General features: G+C 67.3%; 31 protein-coding genes and 2 pseudogenes. 20 read left to right on the forward strand and 13 right to left on the reverse strand.

What is annotated here, in order from left to right; translation table 11 throughout:
• Positions 1 to 4 precede the first annotated feature (4 nt).
• The 3 genes from ADBZ6K_RS13640 (at position 5) to ADBZ6K_RS13650 (ending at position 1,505) form a co-directional block, all read left to right on the forward strand.
• The gene (locus tag ADBZ6K_RS13640) at positions 5 to 472 is read left to right on the forward strand and encodes a hypothetical protein (RefSeq protein WP_526347454.1); all 468 of its coding nucleotides are present in this window, start codon (positions 5 to 7) and stop codon (positions 470 to 472) included.
• Positions 469 to 921 (forward strand): flavodoxin family protein, encoded by a 453-nt coding sequence (locus ADBZ6K_RS13645; protein WP_526347456.1) that lies wholly within the window; start codon positions 469 to 471, stop codon positions 919 to 921. The genes ADBZ6K_RS13640 and ADBZ6K_RS13645 overlap by 4 nt, the downstream gene beginning before the upstream one ends.
• A 122-nt stretch (positions 922 to 1,043) precedes the next feature.
• Positions 1,044 to 1,505: a hypothetical protein gene (locus ADBZ6K_RS13650; RefSeq protein ID WP_526347458.1), complete on the forward strand. Its 462-nt coding sequence runs from the start codon at positions 1,044 to 1,046 to the stop codon at positions 1,503 to 1,505.
• 11 nt (positions 1,506 to 1,516) lie between these two features.
• On the opposite strand, the pseudogene ADBZ6K_RS13655 reads toward ADBZ6K_RS13650, so the two are convergent.
• A pseudogene (locus ADBZ6K_RS13655) lies at positions 1,517 to 1,849 on the reverse strand (HpcH/HpaI aldolase/citrate lyase family protein); the annotation flags it as partial.
• A gap of 370 nt (positions 1,850 to 2,219) precedes the next feature.
• Between ADBZ6K_RS13655 and ADBZ6K_RS13660 the strand changes: the two are divergent.
• Positions 2,220 to 2,768, forward strand: coding sequence for an NAD(P)-binding domain-containing protein (locus ADBZ6K_RS13660; protein ID WP_526347460.1), 549 nt, complete (start codon positions 2,220 to 2,222; stop codon positions 2,766 to 2,768).
• The gene (locus ADBZ6K_RS13665; RefSeq protein WP_526347462.1) at positions 2,768 to 3,718 is read left to right on the forward strand and encodes an NADP-dependent oxidoreductase; all 951 of its coding nucleotides are present in this window, start codon (positions 2,768 to 2,770) and stop codon (positions 3,716 to 3,718) included. Before ADBZ6K_RS13660 ends, ADBZ6K_RS13665 begins: the two co-directional genes overlap by 1 nt.
• On the opposite strand, the gene ADBZ6K_RS13670 is transcribed toward ADBZ6K_RS13665, so the two are convergent.
• Entirely contained in the window at positions 3,709 to 4,263 is a 555-nt protein-coding gene (locus tag ADBZ6K_RS13670) for a MarR family winged helix-turn-helix transcriptional regulator (protein ID WP_526347464.1), read from the reverse strand. The two genes, ADBZ6K_RS13665 and ADBZ6K_RS13670, sit on opposite strands and share 10 nt — an antisense overlap.
• 131 nt (positions 4,264 to 4,394) lie before the next feature.
• Between ADBZ6K_RS13670 and ADBZ6K_RS13675 the strand changes: the two genes are divergently transcribed.
• The gene (locus ADBZ6K_RS13675) at positions 4,395 to 4,850 is read left to right on the forward strand and encodes an ester cyclase (RefSeq protein WP_526347466.1); all 456 of its coding nucleotides are present in this window, start codon (positions 4,395 to 4,397) and stop codon (positions 4,848 to 4,850) included.
• 91 nt (positions 4,851 to 4,941) lie between these two features.
• Here ADBZ6K_RS13675 and ADBZ6K_RS13680 read toward each other — a convergent pair whose 3' ends face one another.
• Complete coding sequence (locus ADBZ6K_RS13680) at positions 4,942 to 5,823, reverse strand: helix-turn-helix domain-containing protein (protein ID WP_526347468.1); 882 nt, start codon at positions 5,821 to 5,823, stop codon at positions 4,942 to 4,944.
• Positions 5,824 to 5,981: 158 nt separating this feature from the next.
• Between ADBZ6K_RS13680 and ADBZ6K_RS13685 the strand changes: the two genes are divergently transcribed.
• On the forward strand, positions 5,982 to 6,758 hold the full coding sequence (locus tag ADBZ6K_RS13685; RefSeq protein WP_526347470.1) for an SDR family oxidoreductase: 777 nt from the start codon (positions 5,982 to 5,984) through the stop codon (positions 6,756 to 6,758).
• A 17-nt stretch (positions 6,759 to 6,775) separates the two neighbouring features.
• Entirely contained in the window at positions 6,776 to 7,510 is a 735-nt protein-coding gene (locus tag ADBZ6K_RS13690; protein WP_526347472.1) for an SDR family oxidoreductase, read from the forward strand.
• A 354-nt stretch (positions 7,511 to 7,864) separates the two neighbouring features.
• Here the strand turns inward: ADBZ6K_RS13690 and ADBZ6K_RS13695 are convergent, their stop codons facing one another.
• On the reverse strand, positions 7,865 to 8,602 hold the full coding sequence (locus tag ADBZ6K_RS13695) for a dienelactone hydrolase family protein (RefSeq protein WP_526347474.1): 738 nt from the start codon (positions 8,600 to 8,602) through the stop codon (positions 7,865 to 7,867).
• 229 nt (positions 8,603 to 8,831) lie between these two features.
• Here ADBZ6K_RS13695 and ADBZ6K_RS13700 point away from each other — a divergent pair, with 229 nt between their 5' ends.
• The 3 genes from ADBZ6K_RS13700 to ADBZ6K_RS13710 all read left to right on the forward strand — a co-directional run bounded on the left by ADBZ6K_RS13700 (position 8,832) and on the right by ADBZ6K_RS13710 (position 11,506).
• Positions 8,832 to 9,632, forward strand: coding sequence for a thymidylate synthase (locus ADBZ6K_RS13700; RefSeq protein ID WP_526347476.1), 801 nt, complete (start codon positions 8,832 to 8,834; stop codon positions 9,630 to 9,632).
• A gap of 154 nt (positions 9,633 to 9,786) precedes the next feature.
• On the forward strand, positions 9,787 to 10,272 hold the full coding sequence (locus ADBZ6K_RS13705) for a dihydrofolate reductase (RefSeq protein ID WP_526347478.1): 486 nt from the start codon (positions 9,787 to 9,789) through the stop codon (positions 10,270 to 10,272).
• 16 nt (positions 10,273 to 10,288) lie between these two features.
• Positions 10,289 to 11,506 (forward strand): winged helix-turn-helix domain-containing protein, encoded by a 1,218-nt coding sequence (locus ADBZ6K_RS13710; RefSeq protein ID WP_526347480.1) that lies wholly within the window; start codon positions 10,289 to 10,291, stop codon positions 11,504 to 11,506.
• A 171-nt stretch (positions 11,507 to 11,677) separates the two neighbouring features.
• Here the strand turns inward: ADBZ6K_RS13710 and ADBZ6K_RS13715 are convergent, their stop codons facing one another.
• The 4 genes from ADBZ6K_RS13715 to ADBZ6K_RS13730 all read right to left on the reverse strand — a co-directional run bounded on the left by ADBZ6K_RS13715 (position 11,678) and on the right by ADBZ6K_RS13730 (position 14,812).
• Entirely contained in the window at positions 11,678 to 11,941 is a 264-nt protein-coding gene (locus ADBZ6K_RS13715) for a hypothetical protein (protein ID WP_526347482.1), read from the reverse strand.
• 68 nt (positions 11,942 to 12,009) lie between these two features.
• Entirely contained in the window at positions 12,010 to 12,597 is a 588-nt protein-coding gene (locus ADBZ6K_RS13720) for a tRNA-specific adenosine deaminase (protein WP_526347484.1), read from the reverse strand.
• A gap of 135 nt (positions 12,598 to 12,732) precedes the next feature.
• Complete coding sequence (locus ADBZ6K_RS13725) at positions 12,733 to 13,317, reverse strand: TetR/AcrR family transcriptional regulator (protein ID WP_526347486.1); 585 nt, start codon at positions 13,315 to 13,317, stop codon at positions 12,733 to 12,735.
• Positions 13,318 to 13,321: 4 nt separating this feature from the next.
• On the reverse strand, positions 13,322 to 14,812 hold the full coding sequence (locus ADBZ6K_RS13730) for an FAD-dependent oxidoreductase (RefSeq protein WP_526347488.1): 1,491 nt from the start codon (positions 14,810 to 14,812) through the stop codon (positions 13,322 to 13,324).
• 80 nt (positions 14,813 to 14,892) lie between these two features.
• Between ADBZ6K_RS13730 and thyX the strand changes: the two genes are divergently transcribed.
• The 3 genes from thyX to ADBZ6K_RS13745 are packed head-to-tail and all read left to right on the forward strand — an operon-like array spanning position 14,893 to position 18,262.
• Positions 14,893 to 15,645 (forward strand): FAD-dependent thymidylate synthase, encoded by a 753-nt coding sequence (thyX, locus tag ADBZ6K_RS13735; RefSeq protein WP_526347490.1) that lies wholly within the window; start codon positions 14,893 to 14,895, stop codon positions 15,643 to 15,645.
• Positions 15,646 to 15,669: 24 nt separating this feature from the next.
• Positions 15,670 to 16,572, forward strand: a complete 903-nt coding sequence (gene dapA, locus ADBZ6K_RS13740) for a 4-hydroxy-tetrahydrodipicolinate synthase (RefSeq protein WP_526347572.1) — start codon at positions 15,670 to 15,672, stop codon at positions 16,570 to 16,572.
• A 13-nt stretch (positions 16,573 to 16,585) separates the two neighbouring features.
• A complete protein-coding gene (locus tag ADBZ6K_RS13745) occupies positions 16,586 to 18,262 on the forward strand; it encodes a ribonuclease J (RefSeq protein WP_526347492.1) in 1,677 nt (558 codons plus the stop codon).
• Here ADBZ6K_RS13745 and ADBZ6K_RS13750 read toward each other — a convergent pair whose 3' ends face one another.
• Together ADBZ6K_RS13750 and ADBZ6K_RS13755 are read right to left on the reverse strand one after the other, a co-directional pair.
• Positions 18,263 to 19,081 carry a mycofactocin-coupled SDR family oxidoreductase gene (locus tag ADBZ6K_RS13750; RefSeq protein WP_526347494.1) on the reverse strand — a complete coding sequence of 273 codons (819 nt, stop codon included), beginning with the start codon at positions 19,079 to 19,081 and terminating at the stop codon, positions 18,263 to 18,265.
• The gene (locus ADBZ6K_RS13755) at positions 19,081 to 19,395 is read right to left on the reverse strand and encodes a putative quinol monooxygenase (protein WP_526347496.1); all 315 of its coding nucleotides are present in this window, start codon (positions 19,393 to 19,395) and stop codon (positions 19,081 to 19,083) included. Before ADBZ6K_RS13755 ends, ADBZ6K_RS13750 begins: the two co-directional genes overlap by 1 nt.
• A gap of 215 nt (positions 19,396 to 19,610) precedes the next feature.
• Between ADBZ6K_RS13755 and ADBZ6K_RS13760 the strand changes: the two genes are divergently transcribed.
• A complete protein-coding gene (locus ADBZ6K_RS13760; protein WP_526347498.1) occupies positions 19,611 to 22,166 on the forward strand; it encodes a DNA translocase FtsK in 2,556 nt (851 codons plus the stop codon).
• Positions 22,167 to 22,259: 93 nt separating this feature from the next.
• Here ADBZ6K_RS13760 and ADBZ6K_RS13765 read toward each other — a convergent pair whose 3' ends face one another.
• Entirely contained in the window at positions 22,260 to 22,775 is a 516-nt protein-coding gene (locus ADBZ6K_RS13765) for an amino-acid N-acetyltransferase (RefSeq protein WP_526347500.1), read from the reverse strand.
• A 55-nt stretch (positions 22,776 to 22,830) separates the two neighbouring features.
• Between ADBZ6K_RS13765 and pgsA the strand changes: the two genes are divergently transcribed.
• The 5 genes from pgsA to pspM all read left to right on the forward strand — a co-directional run bounded on the left by pgsA (position 22,831) and on the right by pspM (position 26,079).
• Positions 22,831 to 23,427 (forward strand): CDP-diacylglycerol--glycerol-3-phosphate 3-phosphatidyltransferase, encoded by a 597-nt coding sequence (gene pgsA / locus ADBZ6K_RS13770; protein WP_526347502.1) that lies wholly within the window; start codon positions 22,831 to 22,833, stop codon positions 23,425 to 23,427.
• Positions 23,405 to 23,893, forward strand: a complete 489-nt coding sequence (locus ADBZ6K_RS13775; RefSeq protein ID WP_526347504.1) for a CinA family protein — start codon at positions 23,405 to 23,407, stop codon at positions 23,891 to 23,893. The genes pgsA and ADBZ6K_RS13775 overlap by 23 nt, the downstream gene beginning before the upstream one ends.
• A gap of 102 nt (positions 23,894 to 23,995) precedes the next feature.
• Positions 23,996 to 24,316, forward strand: coding sequence for a transcriptional regulator ClgR (clgR, locus tag ADBZ6K_RS13780; RefSeq protein WP_526347506.1), 321 nt, complete (start codon positions 23,996 to 23,998; stop codon positions 24,314 to 24,316).
• Between the two features lie 130 nt (positions 24,317 to 24,446).
• A complete protein-coding gene (gene pspA / locus ADBZ6K_RS13785; protein WP_526347508.1) occupies positions 24,447 to 25,256 on the forward strand; it encodes a phage shock protein PspA in 810 nt (269 codons plus the stop codon).
• Positions 25,257 to 25,266: 10 nt separating this feature from the next.
• Entirely contained in the window at positions 25,267 to 26,079 is an 813-nt protein-coding gene (pspM, locus tag ADBZ6K_RS13790; protein ID WP_526347510.1) for a phage shock envelope stress response protein PspM, read from the forward strand.
• Between the two features lie 19 nt (positions 26,080 to 26,098).
• Here the strand turns inward: pspM and ADBZ6K_RS13795 are convergent, their stop codons facing one another.
• Positions 26,099 to 26,521, reverse strand: a complete 423-nt coding sequence (locus tag ADBZ6K_RS13795; RefSeq protein WP_526347512.1) for a DUF5313 family protein — start codon at positions 26,519 to 26,521, stop codon at positions 26,099 to 26,101.
• Positions 26,522 to 26,539: 18 nt separating this feature from the next.
• Positions 26,540 to 26,713, reverse strand: a pseudogene (locus ADBZ6K_RS13800) (limonene-1,2-epoxide hydrolase family protein); the annotation flags it as partial.
• Positions 26,714 to 26,725: the final 12 nt, after the last annotated feature.

Raw genomic sequence — 26,725 nt, forward strand, 5'->3', positions numbered from 1 at the left:
CGTCATGAGCGACGGGTCGCGTTCGCTGCGCATTCAGGTCGTGATCGGCTTCATGTGCGTGGCGTTGATCCTCTACTTCGTGATGCTGGGTCGGATCGCGATGGCGTTCATCACCTCGGGCAGCCTCGCTGCGGCCGCCCTGGGCGTGGCGTTGCTGGTTTTCCCGATGATCGGGGTCTGGGTCATGGTCAGCACACTTCGGGCAGGGCTCGCACACCAGCGCCTTGCCCGTCTCGCCCGCGAGGAGGGGATGGAACTCGACGTCAGGGATCTGCCGCGCAGGGCATCGGGCCGCATTGAGCGCGATGCCGCCGACGCCCTGTTCATGACGGTCCGTGACGAGCTCGAAGAGGATCCGGACAACTGGCGGCGCTGGTATCGGCTCGCCCGGGCATATGACTATGCCGGCGACCGCAGCCGGGCGCGGGAGGCGATGCGAAAGGCGGTCGAACTCCAGGAGAAGGAGCGATGACGACGCTGCTCGTCGTCCACCACACGCCGTCGCCGCATTGTGAGGAGATGTTCCAAGCGGTGTTGGCCGGTGCGACCGACCCCGATATCGAAGGTGTCGAGGTGGTGCGGCGACCGGCGCTGACCGTCGCGCCCGTCGAGATGCTGGAAGCCGACGGCTACCTGCTGGGGTCGCCGGTCAATCTGGGATACATGAGCGGAGCCCTCAAGCACGCGTTCGACCAGTGTTATTACCCGTGTCTCGACGCAACCCGGGGCCGACCGTTCGGCGTCTACCTCCACGGCAACCAGGGCACCGAGGGAGCCGAACGCGCGCTCGACGGCATCACCGCCGGGCTGGGTTGGGAGCGTGCTGCGCAGACCGTCATCGTGTCGGGCAAGCCGACCAAGGCCGACCTCGAGGCGTGCTGGAACCTCGGCGCGACGGTCGCGGCAACGTTGATGGGGTAGGGCGACGTCGGCCACCGTCGGCTCGAACGGCGCGCGTCGCCGCTACCCTGCAGCGGTACCGAGATCAGCGGCCGAAGGCGATCGACCGATGACGCCGATGGATCGACGAAGGAGACGACAGCATGCCCGGAATTGCCGAATTCGCACTCGCAGGCGCACCGATCGCCGGCGGTGCACTCCTCGGAATCGCCGCCGGAAACCTGAGGGCGCCCGATGTCCGCGCCAGCATCCAAAAGGATATGGATCTGCTGGATCGGATCCCGCCGGAACAGGTCGAGCGGCGCGCCCAGCTGCAACGCGTTATCGACATGCGCATCGACGACATTGTTACGACGGTCGAGAAAAACCGCGAGATCCGCAGGATCGCGGCGTCCTATGAGGGGAACTGGCGCGACATCGTGGTGTTCATCTGCGCGATTCTGTTCACGATCATCTGGTGGAACGTCAGCCACAGTCGCAGCAACTGGTTGCTGATGTTCATCCTGCTCATCGTGCTGTCGATCTTGGCAGGCACCTACGCGGCGCGCGGCATCTTCCGCGGAATCGCCACGTACCTCCATTCACGCGGACGCCACAAGGCCTGACGACATCACTATCAGTAGTGACAGGTGTCCGACGGGGCGGGGATGTGTGCCGGGTCGTCGACGTCGTCGAACACCGACACCTCGATGCCGTAGAGCGCGCCAGATCCAGAATCTTGTTGGCCCGGCGATGCGCGACAGATCGGAGCCGTTGCGGATCTCCCCGCCGTCGCGTTCGAATTCGACGAAAAGCTCCTTCGCCCAGCCGATCTCCTCCTGCGACGGTGACAATCCCTCGTTGACCGTGCCGCACTGTTCCGGCGCAGACAGATCTTGCCGGTCATCCCGAACTCGGCGGACACCGCCGTTGCTTCGCCGAGTTTCAGCGCGCTGGACCACACGGTGGGCCGGGCATGGGTCCGCGTAGCCGAGGTTCTCGCCGAAACCGTTGTTGCGCCCGCTATCTGGCGCCGGATCTGGGTATGTACTGCTGTTCCCTGTTAGGCAGTGAGGGGTGGGATCGGCCTAATGGGAACCGCTGCAGCCCTTAGCGTTCCCGGTTCGGAGTGGACTGATGTTGTGCACGGTCCGCAGCGGGATTGTCAAACGTCATTCAGGTCCGGGTGGCGCCGTCCTGCGTCACCCACCATTTGCAGCTGCCACCCGCACTGCGAGATGACAAACCGGGCCATTGCTGGTGTTGCCGAGGCGGGAGAGCCAGGGTAATTTTGCGGACACGTCACCAATTCTCAAACGTGGCCGTGAAGGGTGGAGTCTGTGAAGATCTTGGTGATCGGGCGTGGCCATGTCGGTGGCGGCTTGGCGCGATTGTGGAGGAGTCGCGGTTACCAGGTCAGCGCGCTCGGCCGCGAGGGCGGCGACGCGTCAGACGCCGACGTGGTTGTCGTTGCTGTTGCGGCAGAGCAGATCCCGGCAGCACTCGGTGCCGTCACCGGGCTGACCGCCCAACCCACGATTGACGCCTGCAACATCTACACCGAACGCCAGGACGCGTTCCCGTCGTTGTCGCATCAGATCAAGTCGATCATCGGCGGCCCGACCGCCAAGGCGTTCTCCACCAATTTCGCCGGCATCTACGAACATATCGGCGAGCAGCGGGTGGCTCCGAGCAACCTGTACGCCGCGGACGGTGAAGCCCGGCGATATGCCGAACAGCTCAGTGTCGACGCCGGTTATGAACCGCTGTACGTGGGTCCGTTAGACCCAGGTGCGCGGCTGCTGGAGGACAGTTCAGGTCTGACGCGGGCGTTGGCCGCCCAGCTCGGGCCGTTCTTCCACCGCTACGCACGGCCGGGCCAGTTGTGATGCGGGCGGTGAGGTTCACCCGATATGGCGGCCCGGACGTCCTTGACGTTGTCGAAGTGCCCTGCCCGGCTGCCGATTCAGGTTGTGTGGTCGTGGCCGTGGTGGCCGCGGCCACTAATCCGGGTGAGATCGGTATTCGGGAAGGGCGTTTCGCCGAACTATGGCCGGCCCATTTCCCCGAGGGACAAGGCAACGACTTCGCCGGGTATGTCGCCGAGATCGGCTCGGCTGCCGATGATTTCGCTGTCGGCGACCAGGTTATAGGCTTCGCGCCCCGCGCCGCGCAGGCCGAATACGTGGCGCTGCGCGTAGATCGGGTCGCCCCTAAACCCGCCCAGCTGTCGTGGGAGGCGGCTGCGACGATCGCCGGAGCAGGAGCCACTGCGTGGGCATCGGTCGCCGCGGTAAACCCACAACCCGGGGAGACGATCGTGGTGTCGGCGGCGGCCGGCGGTGTCGGGATTTATGCGGCCCAGCTGGCCCGGCTGCGGGGCGCCGAGGTCATCGGCACCTGCGGGGAAGCCAACGTCGGCCTGCTGGAATCGATGGGAATCCGGCCGGCGCTGTACGGGCCCGGCCTGGCGCAGCGGCTCCAAAACCTTGCGCCTGACGGAATCAACGGCTTCATCGACACTTTCGGATCAGGCAACGTCTCGCTTGCGATCAGTCTCGGTGTGCAGCCCGACCGCATCAACACGCTCATCGACCACGATGCGGTCCAGCGTTTCGGGGTGCACTCCGATGCCCAGGAACAGGCTGACACGCCGGCGATTTGGGGCGAACTGGCGCAACTGGTCGCACGCAACGACATCTCGGTGCCGATCGCGAAGGTCTATGACTTCACGACCGAACACGTCCGCCAGGCCTACCGTGCCGTGGGCACCCGCCACGTGAGCGGCAAACGCGTTCTGCGGATTATGCCGTCACACCGTCAAGCCTCTTATCCATGATGTTGAATGCCGGTGCGGCGCTTGGCTCGCCCGGAATTTGGACGCCGCTGACCCTCGTCAACCTCGTCGGTGGTGTGTTGGGCCGCGTATTGGCGGACGGCAGCCAGGATCTGGTCCAGCGCGTGGCCCAATGCGTCGAGTTCATCATCGGAGAGCGGATCGAAGAACAGCTGACGAACCTGGCCGACGTGGCGGGGCGCGGCCTTCTCGATAGCCGCCCGGCCCGCCGGGGTGAGTCGCACCATCGTGCCTCGGGCATCATCTTCGCAGAACTCCCGCGCGACAAGGCCGCGTTTGATCATTCGGGTGACTTGATGCGATGTGCGGCTTCGATCCCAGCCAAGAGCGATACCAAGATCCTTGGTCCGCAATTGCCCGTTCGGGGCCTCCGTCAACGGAACCATGACGGCGTAGTCGGCCGCCGACATGCCTTCCTCCCGGTACAACTGCAGATGGAACGCGGCTTGCAACTCGCGGCGCACATCCCGGTAGGACTGCCAGATCGATGCTTCCCGCTTCGTGAGCCATCCAGACCTTCTCGCCACAGAACCCAAGCTAGCAGGCCTTTTCACTTCGGCCCGACTCCGAGTGCTTCGGTCAGGAACGAGCGCAGCGCCCGCAAGACCCCCCGAATCGAGGCAGCTCTCATTCGCGTCTACAGAAAGGTAGGTACACCGTGACCCATCCGGAATCTTCCGAGGCCACTTCACCCGGCGGCGAGGCCGACGCCATCAAGGCGGTGGTGCGCCGCAATACCGAGAAGGTGCAGGGCCGCGGCGACTTCACTCTGTTTGAGGAATTGTTCGCCGACGACTTCGTCGATCACACACCCCAACCCGGCACCACACCCGATAAGGCCGGCGTGCTGGTTCTCTACAAGCGTCTGCGGGACGCGTTTCCTGATTTCCGGCCCGAGATCCATTGGCAGACCGTCGACGGCGACATCGTCACCACCTACAAGGTCTACCACGGCACTCACCATGGCGACTTTCTTGGCATTGCCCCCACCGGCAAGACCATTCACTTCGAAACGGTGGACGCCATGCGTGTACGTGACGGCAAAATCACCGACCACTGGGGGGTCGCCAATCTGTACTCGGCCTTGCAACAACTCGGACATCTCGCCACCTAAGTGCAGGCTTCCCGAGTGGATGAAGGGTGAACGTTGTGATGAAAGATCCAGCACCGGTTTCTGATTCATCCGTGAAGCTGGCGACGGACGGCTAGGATCGGCCGTCGATCGAGCAGCGCTGCCCGGCTCCGTCGTGCCAGTTTGCCAACAGCCGCAACGCGGTTTCGTCGGCCGATCCGGGTTCGGTGGTGTAGACGATGAGGAACTGATCAGGATCCCCAGAGGGGTTGAGCGCCTGGTATTTAACGGTGAGATCACCCACGAGCGGATGGTGGTAGGCCTTGGTTCCGGTGGTGCGGCGCTGCACATTGTGGTTCGACCACCAGCAGCGGAATTCCACCGACCTGATGGACAGCTCGCCCACCAGCGCCGACAGTTTCTCGTCGTCGGGGTAGCGCCCGGCGTCCATACGCAGCATCGCAACCGTGTCGGCGGCCACTTCGTTCCAATCCGCATACAGCTCACGCGCGTGCGGATCGAAGAAGACGAATCGCGCCTGGTTCCGCAGGGGAGCCGGAAGTTCACGAAACTCGGCGATCAATGCCCCGGCCAACCGGTTGTGCGCCAGCACGTCGAGTCGGCGGCCGAGCACGAATGCCGGGGACCACACCTCGTCGAGCAGCTCCAACAGGCGCAGCGTCGCCAAGTCCACCGATTGGGGGCGAGCCCGCCGTTTCCGTTGCGCCGGTTGCGGCTTGGCCAGCAGATGCAGATGCTGACGCTCGGCGTCGGTCAGTTGCAGTGCCGTGGCCAACGCGTCGAGCACATCTGCGGATGCGCTGCGGCTGCGGCCCTGCTCCAACCGCGTGTAGTAATCGACGCTGACTCCGGCCAGCCTGGCCAGTTCCTCGCGGCGCAGACCGGGCACACGCCGGCGTGTGCCCGGCCCCTCCATGCCCACGTCCTGGGGAGTGAGCCGCGCACGGCGCACGCTGAGGAACTCGGCCAGCTCCGTGGGCTTGCGCTCAGTCACGGCACACAGTCTGCCCCGACGGAGTCGTCCGTGTCGGCACGTATCGTGGCCCAACTTGTCCCCCGATACGTCGGGCCACCTTGCGCCCACATTGTCGCCCTTTGCAGCTGTTGTCTCGAAGGCACACACCCAATCAATCTCGAAGGGGAACCAACCGCATGTCCATAGTCATCACCACGGCCCCGCTGGCGGGTCGCGTCGCCTTCGTCACCGGAGCGTCCAGCGGTATAGGTCAAGCCACCGCGATCCGGCTGGCGGCGCTGGGCGCCAAGGTCGCTGTCGCGGCGCGCCGCACGGACAACCTTGAGGCGTTGGCTGCGCGCATCAACGCTGCCGGCGGCACTGCGCTCGCCGTGCCGCTCGACGTCACCGATCGGTCGGCGGTCACGACGGCCGCCCGGCAGATCACCGATCAGTTCGGGCCGGTCGATTTGGTCTTCAACAATGCTGGTGTCCAACTGATCTCACCGATCGAAGACGTGAGATCCGATGACTGGCAACAACAGATCGACCTCAACATCACCGGTGTCATGAACGTCATCGGTGCGTTCGTCCCGCAACTCATCGCCGCGGCCTCAGCGGGTAAGCCCGCTGATCTGATCACCACGTCCTCGATCGCGGCCACCCGCGTCCTGGAGAAATTCTCGGTGTACTCCGGCACCAAGGCATACATCAGCCAGCTGACCAGGCTCTTGCGCGTCGAGCTTGGCCGCAAGATGGTGCGGGTATCGACCATCGAGCCAGGGATGGTCGATACCGAACTGCCCCTTCATGTCACCGATCCCGATGCCACCCGGCTGATGGCCGATCTGATCAACGACATCGACGTGCTCAGCGCGGCCGACGTCGCGGAAACCGTCGCGTTCATCGCCTCGGTACCCCGCCACGTCAACCTCACCGAGATCACCATCCTGCCCACCCAGCAAGCCGTGTAAGGAATGCGAACACCACGATGAGCAAGAACCCGAAAACAATCCTGATCACCGGCGCCAGCAGCGGAATCGGGCAAGCCGCCGCCCTGCGCCTGGCCGACGACGGTCACCAGCTCTTCCTCGGTGCCCGGCGCACCGAGCGACTCGAAGCCTTGGTCGGGCAGATCAATGACGGCGGCGGGACCGCGGACTTCCGCCGGCTGGATGTCACCGATACCGCGGACGTCCACCGCTTCGTCGCCGACGCCACCGCAATCTATGGCCGCGTCGACGTCCTGATCAACAACGCCGGCGTCATGCCGCTGTCGGCGCTGGCCGAAAACAAGGTCGCCGAATGGAACCAGATGATCGACGTGAACATCCGCGGTGTTCTGCACGGGATCAGCGCTGCGCTTCCTGTGATGGAGGCCCAGGGGGGCGGGCACATCATCAACCTGGCCTCCATCGGCGCACACGAGGTCGAACCGACCGCAGCCGTCTACTGTGCCACCAAATTCGCCGTCTGGGCCATATCGGAGGGTTTGCGCAAAGAACACTCCGGCGATATCCGGGTTAGCGTCATCTCACCCGGCGTGACGGAATCGGAACTCGCCGAATCGATCTCAGATAGGCAGGCCCGCGACGCCATGCGGGAATATCGGGCCCTCGCGATTCCTGCCTCGGCCATTGCCGAGGCAATCGCCTTCGCCATCGGCCAGCCCCCCGAGGTGGACGTCAACGAGATCATCGTGCGCCCGGCCGCCAGTACCCATTGATGAACGACGACGCCGCGCCACCCATGTTCACCCACACCGCAGGTGTCGAACGTTCCCTTGGCGGCCGCGATGTCGGTGATGCGCTGCAGGCCGCGCGCGGTCTCGACGTTCTCCCGAGCTACCGCCTTATCCTTCGGCCCGACCGCGTCCTCGATGTCGAGTACGACGATGTCGGCTCGCCATCGTTCCGTGGGTGCGAACCGGTCACACTGGGCGCCGTTGACGAGCGGCCAGCTTCGGGCCAGCACCGGTCGATGCGTGATCGCTGGGAATCGGATTCGGTGAAGGCCTGGTCGTACACGCGTCCCATCGTCGCCTATGCGTGCTGTACGCCCCTGAAAAGGGGTGGCGAGTTCAGGTCAGGTGGACGCCGAAGAAATCCTTCGTCGCCGTCCAGTGGCGCTGCGCGGCGGATTCGTCGTAGGTCGTGTTGTCGGGCACCGCGAACCCGTGTGCGGCGGGATAGAACTCGACCGTGTGGTCGACGCCCGCCGCGGTCAAGGCCTTGTCGAGCGTCTCCGCATGCTCGGAGGTGAACGACTGGTCGTCCTCCGCGCCGGCGACGTGGACGGCCGCCCGTATCCGGTCGGCGAGCAGGTGCGGGCTCCCGGGATCGTCGCTGACCAGGCCGCCGCCGTGAAACGACATCGCCGCCGCCACTCGATCGGGTACCCGACCTGCGACGACCAGCGACGTGCGGCCGCCCATGCAGTAGCCCGTCGTCCCGAAGGCGGTACCGCTGACCTCCGGACGGGATTGGAGGTAGTCGAAGAAGGCGGTGGCGTCGGCGGCCATGACGTCCGGTGTCACGGCGCGCATCATCGCGAACAGCCGCGTCCGTTCGTCGGGATCGGTGAACGCGGTGGTGATGTCGAAGGGCGCCCACTGGCCGTTGCGGTAGTAGATGTCGGGCACCAGCACCGCATAGCCGTATCCCGCGAGCCGCTCCGCCATCTCACGAATGATCGACCGGGCGCCGCCCGCGTCCGGATACATCACCACGCCGGGCCACGGGCCCGTCCCGTCGGGGGTGGACAGCGTCACGGAACAGTCCCCGTCGGGGGTGGTAATGACATCGGAGATCGTCGGCATGACGTCCGTTCTACGCTTCCAACCTGGCACGGCGGCGATCAGACGACGCTCGCCGCGGTGAACTGCCGTGGCGGTGCGCCGAGGATGCGCTTAGATCGGCAATCGGCCGCAGATCTCGATCTGTGTGCACCCTCGGTGGGCGCCGCGCGGGTGAGCGCACCGTCGGGTGGGCGGACGCGCGCGCCGGACGAGGCGGTCGCAACGAAGCGGGTGGCGGTAGGCTGACCGCGTGCCGATCGCCACACCCTACGAGGATCTGCTGCGTCTCGTATTCGACCAGGGCACTCCCAAATCCGACCGTACCGGCACCGGCACCCGCAGTCTGTTCGGCCATCAGATGCGTTACGACCTCAACGCCGGGTTCCCGCTGATCACCACCAAGAAGGTGCATCTGAAGTCGGTAATCTACGAGCTGCTGTGGTTCCTGCGCGGCGAGTCCAACGTCCGCTGGCTGCAGGACCGTGGCGTCACGATCTGGGACGAATGGGCCTCTCCGACAGGCGAACTGGGCCCGGTGTACGGCGTCCAATGGCGGTCATGGCCGACGCCGTCCGGTGACCACGTCGACCAGATCAGCGCGGCCCTGGCGCTGCTGAAGCGCGATCCCGACTCAAGGCGCAACATCGTCTCGGCCTGGAACGTCGGCGAGATCCCGCAGATGGCGTTGCCGCCGTGTCACGCCTTCTTCCAGTTCTATGTCGCCGACGGCAGGCTGTCCTGCCAGCTGTATCAGCGCAGCGCCGACCTGTTCCTCGGGGTGCCGTTCAACGTCGCGAGTTATGCGCTGCTGACCCACATGATGGCGGCGCAGGCGGACCTGGGCGTCGGTGAGTTCATCTGGACCGGCGGGGATTGCCACATCTATGACAACCACGTCGAGCAGGTCGCGCTGCAGCTGAGTCGCGAACCTCGCGCCTACCCGGAATTGGTTCTGGCGCCCCGAGCTTCGATCTTCGACTACACCTACGACGATATCGAAATCAAGAACTACGACCCGCATCCGGGCATCAAGGCCCCGGTGGCGGTGTGAGGACTGCTTGCAGGTCCGAACCGGGTATCCCGAGGACTGCTTGCAGGTCCGAACCGGGTATCCCGAGGACTGCTTGCAGGTCCGAACCAGGTACCCCGAGGACTGCTTGCAGGTCCGAACCAGGTACCCCGAGGACTGCTTGCAGGTCCGAACCATGACGGTGAGCCTGGGTCTGATCTGGGCGCAGTCATCGACGGGAGTCATCGGCCGCAGCGGCACGATCCCGTGGCGGCTGCCCGAGGACCTGGCCCGCTTCAAGAACCTGACCATGGGTCACACGGTGATCATGGGCAGGCTCACCTGGGAGTCGCTGCCCAAGTCGGTGCGGCCGCTGCCGGGTCGCAGAAATGTCGTAGTGACCCGGCAAGCTGAGTACATGGCACAAGGAGCAGACGTCGTCTCGTCCATCGAGGACGCTCCGCTGGACGACGCGTGGGTGATCGGCGGTTCACAGATCTACGGGTTGGCGTTGCCGCTGGCGACGCGCTGTGAGGTCACCGAGGTGGAGATCGACCTGCGCAGGGAGGACGACGACGCGCTCGCGCCGGTTCTCGACGAATCGTGGGTGGGCACTCAGGGGGACTGGCAGGACAGTTCGTCGGGGTTGCGTTACCGGTTCTCCAGCTACACCCGCGCTTAGACATGACCACCAGGACATGACCGCCAGGCTGAGTGCCGCTCAGGCGCGGCGGGTGGCCGTCGCGGCCCAGGGTTTCCACGAGACCAGACCGGTGGGTCCGGTGAACCGCGCCCATCTGCGTCGGCTGCTCACCAGAATCCAGGTGTTGCAGCTGGATTCGGTGTCGGTCGCCGTGCGCGCGCACTACGCGCCGGTGTTCAGCCGGCTGGGGCCCTACGACCGCGACATCCTCGACCGGGCGGCGTGGAGTCATTCGGCACGCTCACCTCGTCTGCTCGTCGAGTACTGGGCGCACGAGGCGGCCCTGATGGCGATCGACGACTGGCCGCTGCTGCGCTGGCGGATGCGCGAATATGAGCACGGCCGGTGGGGCACCGAGATCGTCAGGCGCAACGCCAAGCTGGCCCAGGACATCGTCGCCGCCGTCGCCGAGCTCGGCCCCTCGACGGCGGGCCAGATCGAGGCGCACCTGGAGTCCGAGCCCAAGGGCCGGAAGGGCCCGTGGTGGGACCGCAGCGACACCAAGTGGGTGGCTGAGGCGCTGTGGTCGGCAGGGGTGTTGACGACGGCGACCCGGGTCGGGTTCGCGCGACACTACGACCTCACCGAGCGGGTGCTGCCCGCGGAGGTGCGCAGTCGCCACGTCGACGACGACGAAGCCGTCCGCGAACTCGCGCTTCGGGCCGCGACGGCGCTGGGCGTGGCCACCGAGGCGGATATCCGCGACTATTTCCGGCTGGGCGCGCGACAGATCAAGCCTGCGCTCGCCGAATTGCTGGCGATGGGCGAGCTCGAGCGAGTCGAGGTGGATGGCTGGACGCAGCCCGCGTACCTGCGGGCGGGTCAGATCGTGCCGCGCCGCGACCGCGGGACGGCGCTGCTGTGCCCCTTCGACCCGCTGATCTTCTTCCGGCCCCGGGTCGAGCGGCTCTTCGGAGGGTTTTTCTACCGCATCGAGATCTACACTCCGGCGCCCAAACGGCAGTTCGGTTACTACGTGTGGCCGTTCCTGCTGGACGGCGAGCTCGTCGGCCGCGTCGACCTCAAAGCCGACCGGGCGGAAGGTGCGCTGCAGGTCGTCGGTGCGTTCAGCGAGGACGGGCGGGACCGGTCACGGGTGGTCGATGGGCTGGCGGGCGAACTCAAGTCGATGGCGGGCTGGCTCGGATTGGGGGAGGTGCGTGTGGGCGAGCGCGGCGATCTTGCGGGGGAGCTGGCGCGATGCATTGGCTAGCGACGATTTCTACCCAGCGAGTGGTCGATGTTTACCGTGAGTTGAACCTCAGCACGAAATTGCCGCTGTTCGTCGGCGACGGCCTCATCCACACCGAACTCGAGCCGGCCTGTCCTGACGTGAACGGGCCACGGGGGAGTCGCATGCCCGGCACCGTCGTCGGGTCCGTCATCACTGGCTCAGCGCAGGCACTCCGCGTCCACGAAACACGTTGACGCCGAAGATGATCGCGCCGAAGTTCACCAGCGACGAGATCAACCCGATCTGCCCGACGAAGAACAGCACCAGCTCGATCGCCAGAAACACCCGGTTGAGGATCTTCAGCGAGCCGACTCCGAGCCGGCTGATGGCGGTGTTGACGACCACGAACACGATCGCCCACCCGGCGATGAAGCCGAGACCGGGATGGATACCCCGCCCGACGTAGGAGAACACCCGACCAGCACATCTCGGCGGCGATGCGCCGCGCGGGTGTGCTGACCGACGGGGCCATCAGCGCCCCGCTAATTCAGCGGAATAGCGTTGTCGCCCTTGGATTCCTGGTACTCCGCCGACAGCGCGTCATAGCGGTTGCGGATGCGTCGCTGCTGGTCGCGCAGCTCGGTGCGCAGCGGCTCGGGTTCGGCGTCGGCCAGCGCGGGAATCGAATACGCGGTCCAGAACTCGTTGGCGCGCCGGTACCCGCCGGGATCGAGCCCGAACACCTCCTTGAGGATCTTCAGGTCGTGCGGGATGGCGAAGCTGTCCCGGGAGTCCTCGTGGCTGTAGAAGTAGTAGTAGTTGTCGAATCCGGCCCAGGTGATCGCCGACATGCACAGCGTGCACGGTTCGTGGGTGGTCACGAACAGCAGCTCGCTGGTCGACGGGCGGTCGGAGAACTCGTAGAACTGCTTCAGCGTGTGAACTTCACCGTGCCACAAGGGATTCCGTGTCTCGTCATTAGTTCCCGCGATCACCAGGGACAGATCGGACTTGCGCAGCAGCGCCGCGCCGAACACCTTGTTGCCCGCCGCGACTCCTCGTTCGGTGAGCGGCAGGACGTCGTGTTCGATGACGTCCAGCAGGCGCGACGGGGGAGCGGTGTCGGTCATGTCGGCTCCTCGCGCAAGCGCTCGTCGGTCATGGCAAGACCCTAGCGCCAGGCCGGGTGCTGCGCGCACCGTTAGCCGGCCCGATCGGCCCTCACACACCCTCCCAACCTCTCACACACCCGCGCGCAGCGCGTCTCACACACCCGCGCGCAGCGCGTCGAAGGCCGCGTCGACGAGCGCGACCAGTGCGGCGGGATTCGCGTCGTCCAGGTCGGCCCATGCCGCGAGCGCGGGCAGCATCGCCGCCAGCACCGCCGAAGCCTGGACCTCGATCGCGAAATCCGCCGTCGTCGCGCCCGCGCGACGTGCGAGCGCATCCGCGATCAGCCGGCGGGTGTCGACCTGGGCGTACCAGTTTCGCGCCTGCAGGGCCGGGGTTCGAAGTATCAGCCGGGTCCGCGCCAGCAAGGCGTCGTGGTCGCCGGCCAGGATCTGCTCGAACGCGCACCGGATCGCGCCGTGCACCGCCTCCAGTGGGGTCTCATGCGCAGGCCGCCCCACGATCAGCTCGACGAGCATCGGGTCGTAGTCGTCGTACTCGACCACCACCTCCTTGCGCGGAAAGTGCCGGAAGAAGGTCATGTGCGACACACCGGCGGCCGCCGCGATCTCCTCGACCGTCGTTTGTTCGTAACCCTTTTCGGCGAACAGCCGCAGCGCGTGCTCCTGAATGGTGCGGCGCGTCGTGGCCCTGCGGCGAGACCGCCAGTCGGTGGTCACGGTCTCACGCCGCCGCGGATCGCGGCGCGTCCAGCACGGCGTCGAGGCAGCGCCGCAGCTCCGGGTGTGACGTGCCGTGCCACGCCAGGTGGCCGTCCGGGCGGATCAGCTGCGACTCACCGTCGTGCGGCAGTGCGACGACGTCGCCGAGCCGGTCGGCGGCCACCGGCGCCAGCGCCGCATCGCCCAGCAGCGCCCATGCCGGACCCAGTTCGGCATAGAGTCGAGTCGCGCTCCCGTCGGCGCGTAAGCAGGCCCGGTCGGGGATGCGGTCGCCGATGTGCAAACCCGGCAGCAACCCGTGCAGCGGTGAATCGCCAAGCGGCCCGCGCCGGTAGGTCACCTGCAACTGCGAGGATTTCTCCGCGATCCGCCGCTGCAACCAGGTGGTGTTCATCAGCGGAACGGCGATGCGGTCGCGGACGAAGCGGGCCGCCCTGCTGTCTCCGACCAGGGTCTGGGTCAGGCCGCTGGTGGTCTCCAGCACCGTCTCGGCGATCGGCCTGCGTTCGGCCCCGTAGGTATCCAGCAGCGTGTCATCGGCGCGCCCGCGGATGACCAGTGCCAGCTTCCATGCGAGGTTTTCGGCGTCGCCGATGCCCGTGTTGAGCCCCTGTCCGCCGAGCGGGCTGTGGATGTGCGCGGCGTCCCCGGCCAGCAGCACCCGGCCGCGCCGGTAGGTGTCGGCCAGCCTGCGCTGGATCCGGAAGGTGGACACCCACTTCACCGAGGTGACCCGGCCGCGTGCCTCGTCGGCAAGGCGCCGTCCCAGATAGTCCACGATCTGGTTGGACGTGGCGTCGGCCGGCAGCTCCGGCGGCGCCGGGGCCATCAGCCGCCACACGTCACCGCCGGGCAGCGGGAACGCGGCAAGCAGCCGTGTGCCGCGCAGGTAACCGTGGGTGGAGTTGCGGGGCAGATCCAGTTCGGCGTGCACATCGGCGAGCAGGAAGCGTTCGACGAGCGGTGTCCCGGGGAAGGCGATCCCGGTGGCCTTGCGCACCGCGCTATGAGCGCCGTCGGCGCCGACCAGCCAGCGCGAGCGCAGCACCCCACCGCCGGCGAAGTGCGCGGCCACCGAGCTGTCGGAGTCGGTGCCCAGCGCGAGGTGCGTGAGCTCATGACCCCACTCGACGGCCCCGCCGAGGTCGTGCAGGCGCTCGCGCAGCGCTTCCTCGATGTCGGCCTGCGACATGAGCAGCGGCCGCGGGCCTGCCAGCCGGGTCGAGCGGGTGAGGGGCAGATCCGCCAGCGGATGCCCGTCGACGGTGACCCGGACCCGCTCGACGGGCAGCCCCCGATCGGGCAGGAAGTCCAGGGCGCCGATCCGGTCGAGCACCTCGACCCCGCGCGGCTGCAGGCCGAGTGCCCGGGACGTGACGGCAGGGCCGGTGGCCTTGTCGAGCACCCGCACGCCGATGCCTGCGTGACGCAATGCGCAGGCCAGCGCCAGGCCGGTGGGGCCGGCGCCGATGACGAGGACGTCCTTGTCCATCACCACTCCTTTGAGGTTAGTCACTAACGCGTTAGTCGCTAACATCACGGTACGCCGACGCGCACGCGTTACCCTCAGGCGTGGCTGAGACCGCGCCGCTGCGCGTGCAACTGATCGCCAGGACAGAGTTCCTGGCACCGCCCGACGTGCCGTGGAGCACCGACGCCGACGGCGGCGCCGCGCTGGTGGAGTTCGCCGGGCGGGCGTGCTATCAGAGCTGGTCAAAGCCCAATCCGCGGACGGCCACCAATGCGGCCTACGTGCGGCACATCATCGACGTCGGTCACTTCTCGGTGCTCGAACATGCAACGGTGTCCTTCTACATCACCGGCATCTCGCGCTCATGTACCCACGAGCTGATCCGCCACCGGCACTTGTCCTACTCACAGCTCTCCCAGCGGTTCGTGCCCGAGCACGACGCGCAGATCGTGGTTCCGCCCGGCCTCGAGGACGACCCCGACCTGAGGGAGATCGTCGAGGCCGCCGCCGACGCCAGCCGCGCCACCTACACCGAGCTGCTCACCCGGCTGGAGGCCAAGTTCGCCGATCAGCCCAACGCCATCCTGCGGCGCAAACAGGCACGGCAGGCGGCGCGTGCGGTGCTGCCGAACGCCACCGAGACGCGCATCGTCGTCACCGGGAACTACCGGGCCTGGCGGCACTTCATCGCGATGAGGGCCAGTGAGCACGCCGACGTCGAGATTCGGCGCCTGGCGATCACGTGCCTGCGCCAGCTCGTCGACGTGGCCGGGCCGGTATTCGCCGATTTCGAGATTTCCACGCTGGCCGACGGCACGGAAGTCGCGACGTCACCGCTGGCGACGGAGGTGTGAGCCGGGAAGGTAGGCTTGATGGCCGTGAGCACCAGCGGATTCGACGTGACCGCCCGGCTGGGCACCGTGCTGACCGCGATGGTGACGCCATTCAAACCCGACGGCTCGCTGGACACCGATGCCGCGGTCCGCGTGGCGACTCATCTGGTCGACTCCGGCTGCGATGGCCTCGTCCTCTCCGGCACCACCGGCGAGTCCCCGACCACCACTGACGATGAGAAGCTCACGCTGCTGCGCGTCATCCTCGAGGCGGTCGGCGATCGGGCCCGGATCATCGCCGGTGCCGGTACCTACGACACCGCGCACAGCGTGCGCCTCGCCAAGGCATCAGCGGCCGAAGGTGCACACGGCCTGCTGGTGGTGACGCCCTACTATTCGCGGCCGCCGCAGTCGGGTCTGCTTGCCCACTTCACCGCGGTCGCCGACGCCACCGACCTGCCGATCGTGCTGTATGACATCCCGGCGCGGTCTATGGTGCCGATCGAGTGGGACACGATCCGCCGACTGGCCGGCCACCCCAACATCGTCGCGGTCAAGGATGCCAAGGGCGACCTGCACGGCGGCGGTCAGATCATCGCCGAGACATCGCTGGCGTATTACTCCGGTGACGACGCTCTGAATCTGCCGTGGCTGGCGATGGGGGCGGTCGGCTTCGTCAGCGTGTGGGGGCATGTCGCCGCCGGCGCGCTGCGAGAGATGCTGTCCGCGTTCTCATCCGGCGACATCGCAACGGCGCGCAAGATCGGTGTCGCGCTCGGGCCGCTGAACGCGGCGCAGGCGCGGCTCGGCGGTGTCACCCTGGCCAAGGCCGGTCTGCGGCTGCAGGGCATCGACGCGGGTGAGCCCCGGCTGCCTCAGGTGCCCGCCACCCCGGAGCAGATCGAGACGCTGGCCGTCGACATGCGCGCCGCGGGCGTGCTTCGGTGAATCGGCGCCGGCGGTGACCGCCGTATCAGGGCCGCCCCGGCCCCTGGCTCCGGGCGGCCTTCGCATCACCGCCCTCGGCGGGATCAGCGAAATCGGCCGCAACATGACCGTTTTCGAGCACCTGGGCCGACTGCTCGTCGTCGACTGCGGCGTGCTGTTCCCCGGACACGACGAACCCGGCGTCGACCTCATCCTGCCCGACCTGCGCCACATCGAGGACCGCCTCGACGACGTCGAGGCGCTGATCCTCACCCACGCCCACGAGGACCACATCGGCGCCATCCCGTTCCTGCTCAAACTGCGGCCCGACATCCCCGTCGTCGGGTCGAAGTTCACCGTGGCGCTGGTGGCCGAGAAATGCCGTGAACACCGCATCAAACCGAAGTTCGTGCAGGTCGCCGAGGGACAGCGGAGCACCCACGGCGTCTTCGAGTGCCAGTACTTCGCCGTCAACCACTCCGTGCCGGGATGTCTGGCCGTGGCGCTGCACACCGGCGCGGGCACCGTCCTGCACACCGGCGACATCAAACTCGACCAACTGCCCCTCGACGGGCGGCCCACCGACCTGCCCGGGATGTCGCGGCTGGGCGACGCCGGGGTCGATCTGTTCCTGTGCGATTCGACCAACGCCGAGATCCCCGGTGTCGGGCCGTCGGAGAGCGAGGTCGGGCCGACCCTGCACCGGTTGATCCGCGGCGCCGAGGGCCGGGTCATCGTCGCTTGCTTCGCGTCCAACGTCGACCGAGTGCAGCAGATCATCGACGCCGCCGTAGCCCTCGGCCGGCGGGTCTCCTTCGTCGGGCGCTCGATGGTACGCAACATGGGCATCGCGCGTGAGCTGGGCTATCTGCGGGTCGACGACGCCGACCTGCTCGACATCGGCGCGGCCGAGATGATGCCGCCCGAACGGGTGGTGCTCATCACCACCGGGACTCAGGGCGAGCCGATGTCGGCGCTGTCGCGGATGTCGCGCGGCGAGCACCGCAGCATCACGCTGACCTCGGGCGACCTGATCATCCTGTCGTCGTCGCTGATACCGGGCAACGAGGAAGCCGTCTACGGCGTGATCGACGCACTGTCCAAGATCGGTGCCCGCGTCGTGACGAACGCTCAAGCGCGCGTGCATGTTTCGGGCCATGCCTACGCAGGTGAGCTGCTGTTCCTCTACAACGGGGTGAAGCCGCGCAATGTGATGCCGGTGCACGGCACCTGGCGGCATCTGCGCGCCAACGCCGCGCTGGCCGCCCGTACCGGGGTCCCGCCGGAGTCGATCATGCTGGCAGAGAACGGCGTCAGCGTCGATCTGGTGGGCGGCAAGGCCAGCATCGCGGGTGCGGTTCCGGTCGGCAAGATGTTCGTCGACGGACTGATCACCGGCGACGTCGGCGACGCGACCCTGGGTGAACGCCTGATCCTGTCGTCGGGCTTCGTGGCGGTGACGGTCGTCGTGCGCAGGGGTACGGGCCGTCCCGCCGCACCCGCGCACCTGCATGCACGCGGGTTCTCCGAAGATCCCAAGGCGCTGGAGCAGGTCGCCGTCAAGGTCGAAGCCGAACTGGAAGCGCTTGCGGCCCAGAAGGTCACCGATCCGGTGCGGATCGCGCAGGCGGTGCGGCGGACCGTGGGCAAGTGGGTGGGGGAGACCTACCGTCGCCAGCCGATGATCGTCCCGACCGTGATCGAGATCTAGCTAGCGCTTGTTGACAAAGCCCGCATCCACCGGCAGCGTCACGCCGGTCAGGTAGCGCGCCTCGTCGGAGACCAGCCAGGCGACCGCCGCGGCGATGTCCTCCGGTTCGAGGTGCTCCACGGGCAGCGCGTTGCCGGTGTCCACCGGGTTGCCCGTCTGTTCCTCGAGTGCGGCCAACCAGCCGCGGGTGAACTCGTTGTCGATCATCGGCGTGTTGACCCCGGACGGATGCAGCGAGATCACCCGAATGCTGTGCGGGGCAAGGTGATTGGCGTAGGCCCGCATCAACCCCACGACGCCGTGTTTGGCGGCGGTGTAGCCGAGTGAACCGGCGTCGGCGCCGCCGATTCCGACCAGGCCGGCCACGGAGCTGATCAGCACGATGGCGCCGCCCGAACCCTGCTCGATCATTGTCGGCAGAGCCGCCTCGACGGTGTTGTGGACGCCGGTCAGGTTCACGTCGATCACGTCGCGCCAGCCCTGCGCACCCGACATCATCGGGGCGATACCGGCGTTGGCGACCACGATGTCGAGGCGGCCGAATTCGGCGATACCGGCCGCCAGCGCCGTCCCCAGCGCGGCGGAATCGCGAACGTCGGCGTGCCGCGTCACGATTCGTGCCCCGGTGTCCCGCACCAGTTCGGCTGTGGCAGCGAGATCGTCGGCGGTGGCCAGTGGGTAGGGCACCGAGGCAATCTGATCGCACAGATCGACGGCGATCACGTCGGCGCCGTCGGCGGCCAGCCGCACCGCCTCAGCCCGACCCTGACCACGGGCCGCTCCGGTGATGAACGCGACCTTGCCGTCGAGCGCGCCCATCAGGGGCGCAGCCTGCCCTTCTCGGCGTCGCCGGCGATCACGGGTTCTAGCACCTTGATGTCCGGCGCCCCGTCGAGGAGTTCGCCGACAGTGCCGAACAGCTCCAGCACCGCCGGTGCGGTGCTGTGCGTCTTGAGCGCGTCGGCGTCGGCCCACTGCTCCACGAACACGAACGTGCCGTCCGCCTCGTGCAGTGCGTAGAGTTCGCAGCCCGGTTCTTGGTGGACCGCCGCGATCGCCTTCGCGCAGGCCGCCCGCACCTCGTCAACCGACTCGGGTTTGGCGGTCATGGTCGCCACAACAACAGTTGGCATGAAATCGACTCCTCGGTGAGTGCGACGGTCAAGTGCGAACCGGGCGCGCGAATCAGCCCGCGGATTCGCCGAACGGCCATGTCCCACCCTACTCATCGGGTCGCGGCCGCCCGACAGGGTGACGGGCGGAGCGGCCGTGTACCCGGCCCGGCACTTGACCTGTGGCCCGTGTTGTAAATGGTGCAGATGGGACTATTGGGACTACGCTTGGGGCCATGGCTGGTAAGACCGACACCCGGTCCGGTACCCGTTCGAGCAGGTCAAAGGCCAGTTCACGGAATGGCGGCGCACCCCGCCGGCCCGCGCCGCCCCGGCGCAAACCCGCCCGCAGGCGAGACACGTCCCCGCTGGCGACCGCGGGGGTGGCGGTCGGCCGTGGGGCCCGGGCGGGGTGGTTGATGGTGGCCAAGGGCGCCGGGACGACGGCGCGCTCGGTGGGTCGCGCCCGCGACATCGAGCCAGGACATCGCCGCGACGGCATTGCGCTCGCGCTGTTGGGACTGGCCGTGGTCGTCGCCGCCGGTTCCTGGTTCGACGCCGCGCGCCCGGTCGGGCAGTGGATCGACGTGGCACTGCGGACGATTGTCGGAACGGGCGTACTGCTCGTGCCGATCGTGCTCGCCGGCGCCGCCGTCGCCCTGATGCGGTCCGAACCCGACCCCGACGCGCGGCCGCGGCTCATCCTCGGGGCGAGCATGATCGCGTTGCCCGCCCTGGGGCTCTGGCACCTGTGGTCGGGGTCGCCAGAGTTGCCGGAGGCCCGCAGGCAGGCGGCTGGCTTTGTCGGATTCGCGATCGGCGGTCCGCTCGCCGACGGCTTGACCGAGTGGATCGCCGCGCCGCTGCTGTTCATCGGTGTGCTGTTCGGCGTGCTGCTGGTCACCGGCACGACCCTCCGCGAGGTGCCGTCCACGGTGCGAACGATGTTCTCCACCCGGATGTTCGCCGGGCGGGACAGGTATGTCGATGAGGACGACTACGAGGACTACGAGGACTACGGCGACTACGGCGACCGAGAGGTGGCGCAGCAGCCTCGCTCGCAGGATTTCTCAGACGGCTACCACGACGGCGACGAACAGTACGGCGACGAACCGCAGAGCTGGCCCGGGCAGGCCACACTGACATCGGGGGCGCCGTCGGGCACACCGATGGACAACTACCCGCTCGACGACCCGCCCTTCGACGACGCGCCGACGGTTCCGGAGCCGGCGCGCAAGTCGCGCCGCAAGAAGTCGGTCAAGACCGACACCCTGGCGCTGGACCGCGTCGTCGACGGTTCTTACACCCTGCCCGCGCTCGACCTGCTGATCGCCGGTGACCCGCCGAAGCGGCGCAGCGCCGCCAACGACCAGATGATGGACTCCATCACCTCGGTGCTCGAGCAGTTCAAGGTCGACGCCGCCGTCACCGGCTGCACCCGCGGCCCGACCGTCACCCGTTACGAGGTGGAGCTCGGGCCGGGCGTCAAGGTGGAGAAGATCACCGCGCTGCACCGCAACATCGCCTACGCCGTGGCGACCGAGAGTGTGCGCATGCTCGCCCCTATCCCCGGAAAGTCCGCGGTCGGCATCGAGGTGCCCAACACCGACCGCGAGATGGTCCGGCTGGCCGACGTGCTCACCGATCCAGGCACCCGGCGCGACCACCACCCGCTGGTGATCGGCCTGGGCAAGGACATCGAGGGCGACTTCATCTCGGCCAACCTCGCCAAAATGCCCCACCTGCTGGTGGCGGGCTCCACCGGCTCGGGTAAGTCCAGCTTCGTCAACTCCATGCTGGTGTCGCTGCTGGCCCGCGCCACCCCGGAGGAGGTCAGGATGATCCTGATCGACCCGAAGATGGTGGAGCTGACACCGTATGAGGGCATTCCGCACCTGATCACGCCCATCATCACGCAGCCGAAGAAGGCTGCGGCGGCGCTGGCGTGGCTGGTCGAGGAGATGGAACAGCGCTATCAGGACATGCAGGCGTCCCGGGTACGCCACATCGACGTGTTCAACGAGAAGGTGCGGTCGGGGGAGATCACCACACCGCTCGGCAGTGAACGCGTCTACAAGCCGTATCCCTACATCGTGGCGATCGTCGACGAGCTGGCCGACCTGATGATGACCGCTCCGCGTGACGTCGAGGACGCCATCGTGCGCATCACGCAGAAGGCGCGGGCAGCCGGCATCCATCTGGTCTTGGCCACACAACGGCCCTCGGTGGACGTCGTGACCGGCCTCATCAAGACGAACGTGCCGTCCCGGCTTGCGTTCGCCACGTCGTCGTTGACGGACAGCCGGGTGATCCTCGATCAGGCGGGCGCGGAGAAGCTGATCGGCATGGGTGACGGCCTGTTCCTGCCGATGGGCGCCAACAAGCCGATCCGCCTGCAGGGTGCCTTCATCACCGACGAGGAGATCCACGCCGTCGTGTCGGCCAGCAAGGAGCAGGCCGAGCCGGAGTACACCGACGGTGTCACCGCCGCCAAGCCGACCGGGGATCGCGCCGATGTCGACCCCGACATCGGTGACGACATGGACGTCTTCCTGCAGGCCGTCGAGCTGGTGGTGTCCTCGCAATTCGGGTCGACGTCGATGTTGCAGCGCAAGCTGCGGGTCGGGTTCGCCAAGGCGGGCCGGTTGATGGACCTGATGGAGACCCGCGGGATCGTCGGACCGTCGGAGGGCTCCAAGGCACGCGAGGTGCTGGTCAAGCCCGACGAACTGGCCGGCACGCTGGCGCTGATCCGCGGCGGCTCCGACGCGGCAGGCGGCGGCGAGGACTGACGCCCCGTCTCACCCCGGCCCATGCCGCGAGATCCACCTTTTGCAGGCATCGTGCGAGTGAGTTCCTGCAAAACGTTGATCTCGCGGAGGCGGTCAGAGGAGAAGCAGCATCCGGGTGTTGCCGAGGATGTTGGGCTTGACGTAGGACAGGTCGAGGAACTCGGCGACACCGGTGTCGTAGGAGCGGCACATCTCCTCGTATACCTCGGCCGTCACCGGGGTTCCCTCGATCTCCTCGAACCCGTGCGCGCCAAAGAACTCCACCTCGAACGTGAGCACGAAGATGCGCCCGAGGTGCAGGTCACGGGCCACGTCGAGGAGCCGCTCGACGATGCGGTGGCCTACGCCGCGCCCGCGGACGTCGGGGTGGACGGCGACGGTGCGCACCTCGCCGAGGTCCGACCACAGCACATGCAGGGCGCCGCATCCGATCAGATGACCGTCCAGCTCGGCGATCCAGAACTCCTGGACGGCCTCGTAGAGCGTCACGAGATTCTTCTCGAGCAGAATTCGTCCCGCATAGAGATCGATCAGTGCCTTGATCGCAGGCACGTCCGACGTACGGGCGCGGCGCACCACCACCGGGCCGGCGTCAGGTGCAGCGCTCACGCTGCGAGAGTATCGGCCCGGTCGTCACCTGCCGGCAACCGGATATTCTGTTTCGGTGCCGGGCCAACCTCATACCGATCCGGTGGTGCCGCGCGCGCGGGTAGCCAACCTCGCCAACATCCTCACCGGCATCCGGATGGTCCTGGTTCCCGTCTTCCTGGTCGTGCTGTTCATCGGGGACGGTCACGAGACATTCTGGCGGATAATCGCTTTCACCATCTTCACGGTCGCGGTGATCACGGACCGGCTGGATGGGGCGCTGGCGCGCAGCTACGGCATGGTCACCGAGTTCGGGACGCTGGCCGATCCGATCGCCGACAAGGCCCTCATCGGGTCCGCGCTGATCGGGTTGTCGATGCTCGGGGACCTGCCGTGGTGGGTGACCATCGTGATCCTGGTGCGCGAGATAGGTATCACGCTGCTGCGCCTGGCGGTGCTTCGCCACGGGGTGATACCCGCCAGCCGCGGGGGCAAGCTCAAGACGCTCGTGCAGGCCGTGGCGATCGGGCTGTTCATCCTGCCGCTGTCCGGTCCGTGGCTGTCCGCGGCGTGGGTCATCATGTGGGCCGCCGTCGTGCTGACCGTGCTCACCGGTGTGGACTACGTCGTCTCGGCCATCAGGGATTCGCGTGGACGACCCGCTCGTCACTGACGACGCGCGGGCGCTGGTCGCCGACCTGACCGTGCGCGGCGAGAGCGTGGCCACCGCCGAATCCCTGACCGCCGGGCTGCTGGCCGCCACGCTCGCCGGCGTCCCCGGCGCCAGCGTGGTGCTGCGCGGCGGGCTGATCACCTATCTCGAGGAGACCAAGATCTCGCTGGCCGGGGTGGCGCCGCAGGTGCTCGACGCGGTCGGACCGGTCGCCGGCCCGACGGCGCGGGCGCTGGCCGTGGGAGCGCGTCAGCGCTGCGTGGCCACCTGGGGTATCGGACTGACGGGGGTCGCCGGACCCGACCCGCACGGCGGACGCCCGCCTGGCACGGTGTTCGTCGGCCTGGCCGGGCCGGTCGACACCGAGGTCATCGAGCTGGCGTTGTCCGGCTCACGCTGGGACATCCGTTTGGGGGCGGTCAACGCGGCGATCGCCAGGTTGCGCGTGCTTGTCGAGCAGCGGTGAGCCCGCGGCAACAAATCAGCCGGCCCGGGAACCTGCCGGTGGCGGCGCGCGTTCAGCACATAGCGAATCGGCCGGGCGAGTCAGGGTATGAAGGAGGCCACGATGGCGGCACTGCTGCGCGAGGTGATTGGAGACGTGCTGCGTCGGGCCCGCACCTCGCAGGGACGCACGCTGCGTGAGGTGTCGGACTCCGCACGGGTGAGCCTGGGTTACCTCTCGGAGGTGGAACGCGGACGCAAAGAGGCCTCGAGTGAACTCCTCAGCGCCATCTGCGGGGCGCTGGATGTCCCGCTGTCGCGGGTGCTCGCCGACGCCGGGGAGAAGATGGCCCGTCAGGAACGTGCACGGATCGCGAGCGCGACGCGTATCGACGCGACGACAAAGGTCGTCATCCCCCAGGTCGTCTCGATGGCGGTGGCCTGAGCCCTCACGGCTGGGCGGCCGCAATTCGACTGACAGGGGTGTGGTGACCTTGGCAGAACCGATAAGTTGGCAGTAGCGCCCCCAGCGGCATACAGGTCACAACTCCAAGACATGAAGGCGGAATGAACACATGGCCAATCCGTTCGCCAAAGCGTGGAAGTACCTCATGGCGCTGTTCAGCTCGAAGGTCGACGAATACGCGGATCCCAAGGTGCAGATCCAGCAGGCCATCGAGGAGGCCCAGCGCCAGCATCAGGCGTTGACGCAGCAGGCGGCGCAGGTGATCGGCAATCAGCGTCAGCTGGAGATGCGGCTCAATCGCCAGCTGGCCGATGTGGAGAAGCTCCAGGTCAACGTCCGCCAGGCGCTTACTCTGGCCGACCAGGCCATGGCCTCCGGTGACGCTTCCAAGGCCACCGAATACAACAACGCCGCCGAGGCGTTTGCCGCACAGCTGGTGACCGCCGAGCAGAGCGTGGAGGACCTCAAGGGTCTGCACGATCAAGCGCTCAACGCCGCGGCGCAGGCCAAGAAGGCTGTCGAGCAGAACGCGATGATGCTGCAGCAGAAGATCGCCGAGCGCACCAAGTTGCTCAGCCAGCTCGAGCAGGCCAAGATGCAGGAGCAGGTCAGCGCGTCGCTGCGGTCGATGAGCGAGCTGGCCGCGCCGGGCAATACCCCGAGCCTCGACGAGGTCAGGGACAAGATCGAACGCCGCTACGCCAACGCCATCGGGTCAGCGGAGCTGGCGCAGAACTCGGTGCAGGGCCGGATGATGGAGATCCAGCAGGCCAGCGTCCAGATGGCGGGGCATTCCCGGCTCGAACAGATCCGCGCCTCGATGCGCGGCGATGCGCTGCCCACCGGCGGCTCCACCGCGAAGCCGGCCACCCCCGCGACAAACCCGAACCCGACCCCCGAAAACCCACTGAGCCAATAGTTTCCAGACGATGACAGTGAATCCACGCACCGGCACCTGGCGCTCCCTGATGCAGCGCGGCGTCGACACCGCCGCCGAGATCTCAGACGTCGTCGCCGAAAAGCTCAACGCCGCCGCCGATCCGCGCGCCAAACTGCTGCGGAAGCGACGCTGGGCGGCGCGCATCGGCGTGTTCTTCGCGATCGCGAGCGTGTTCTGGGTGCTGGTCACGGCGCTGCTCGCGGCGTGGAGCACACCGGTGTGGGTGCTGATCATCACCGGGTCGATCGCCGCGGGCGCCGCGTTCCCGGCGACCCTGTTGCTCTTGCGGTACCGCTGGCTGCGGGCCGCGCCGCTGCCACCCGAGCGGTCCAGGGCGGGCCGGCGGCTGCCGCCGTGGGGTTCGGCGGCGCGGGCGCCGATGGCCGCGCTGGTCGCTTCGGAGCGTGGGCTGTTCTCCCTGCTCGGTGTCATGGACCGGGGCCGGATGCTGCCAGCTGACGAACTGCGCGAGCTGACCGTTGCGGCCAACCGCACCGCGGAAACCATGGCCGCGACCGCCAATGAGGTGGTTGCGATGGAACGCGCGATGAGCTCGGCGCCGTATTCACGTTCGCAACTGCGCCCGACCGTCGGCGCGCTGGTCGCGCAAATGGATACCGGGGTACGGCAGTACAACGAAATGGTCACCGCCGCTGCTCAATTGGTGTCGGCCGCCAACGCGTCACCGATCAGTGGCAGGATTAACGGCCAGCGGTACCGCGACGACGTGGTGGATGCGACGGACCGGCTGCTGGGCTGGGCGAGCGCCTTCGACGAACTGGGCCGGTTGCGCGGCGCCTGATCCGCCCCAACGGCGCCGCTCAGATGTCGTGGCTGCTGCGCCGGACCGAATCGGGCCGGGGCCCGTACTTTTCGATGTACGCCTGGTGCACGTGGGCGTTCTTCTCCCGGGAGATGTAGTCGACGAGGTCGGGGTCCAGGTTGTGCTTGCGCAGCATGTGGCGGCGCCACACCTTGTTGAGGGCGTGCGAGAAGAACACGAACGGGATGAGGATGGGGATGGTCATCCCCAGGTGGACGTACAGCGTCGTGGGGATCAGCCAGAACGGCGCGAGCACCAGCACGGCCGGGATGAATACGCGCACCATCATGCGCCGGGTCGCGCCCCTGCCCGCGAGGTCATCGGCCACCCACTGCCGCATGGAATCGGGGAGCCGCCGTCCGTAGCAGTAGGTGATGTACTCCACGAAATTGGGTTTGGTCCGGGATGTGTCCTTGCTCACGTTCGCGCCGCACCTTCCTCAAAACGATGGCCGCAGTGCGGGTACGGCGGTTGCCGCGACTGCCCGCACGACGGTCCTGATGGCCTTGATGGCCTTGACGATGCTCACGAAGTCGAAGTAATCGCGCCACAGCGTGATGCGGCCGTCTCGCACCGCGAAGACGCCGAACCCCCAGAACTGCTCCCGCAGCGGACTCGTCGCGGT

Origin of the sequence: Mycobacterium sp. (genome assembly GCF_044223235.1) — a bacterium.
Taxonomy (GTDB): Bacteria; Actinomycetota; Actinomycetes; order Mycobacteriales; family Mycobacteriaceae; genus Mycobacterium.